The sequence below is a fragment of the Flammeovirga agarivorans genome (genome assembly GCF_012641475.1).
In the GTDB taxonomy this organism is placed as follows: domain Bacteria; phylum Bacteroidota; class Bacteroidia; order Cytophagales; family Flammeovirgaceae; genus Flammeovirga; species Flammeovirga agarivorans.
Genome location: NZ_JABAIL010000146.1, coordinates 1 through 511 on the forward strand (window position 1 = coordinate 1; position 511 = coordinate 511).

General features: G+C 42.3%; 1 protein-coding gene. It reads left to right on the forward strand.

Annotated elements, in window-relative coordinates; translation table 11 throughout:
- Positions 1-58 precede the first annotated feature (58 nt).
- Positions 59-511, forward strand: a 453-nt coding sequence (locus HGP29_RS28685) for a lysophospholipid acyltransferase family protein (protein WP_211093492.1), incomplete at its 3' end; no start/stop codon positions are given.

Sequence of the window (511 nt, forward strand, 5' to 3'; positions counted from 1 at the left end):
CTGGTCTCTTTCCGGGTTACAGGAGCATAAGTGGAACCCCGGTTTTTTACAGCTTGCTATGAGAAATAATGCAGCATTGGTACCAATTCATATTACGGGAGCAAACAGTAAGATTTATTATCTTACTGCAACATTCTGGCGGCAACTGTCGAATATGATGGTTATTCGTGAAGCTCTCCGCCATCATGGCAAGACCATGAAAATCAATATAGGACAGCAAATAGCCTTATCCTCGTTTAAAGAATACAATAAAGATCTTTCTGCCGCGGCAAATGTATGTTTGACGCACCTCCAGAGTATAGCGAAGAATGGCCCGGCTATGTTAGATACGATTGCGCCGCAAGAATTAGAACCAGGTAAAAAGGAGCTAATTAGCGCAATAGAGGAGTGCGAAATATTAAGGCAGTTTGAAGACGGTAGAAAACTAGTGATATATCGCTGTAATACTAACCGAACCTCACCTATTATTGATGAGTTAGGGCGCTTACGCGAACGCTGTTATCGCGATATT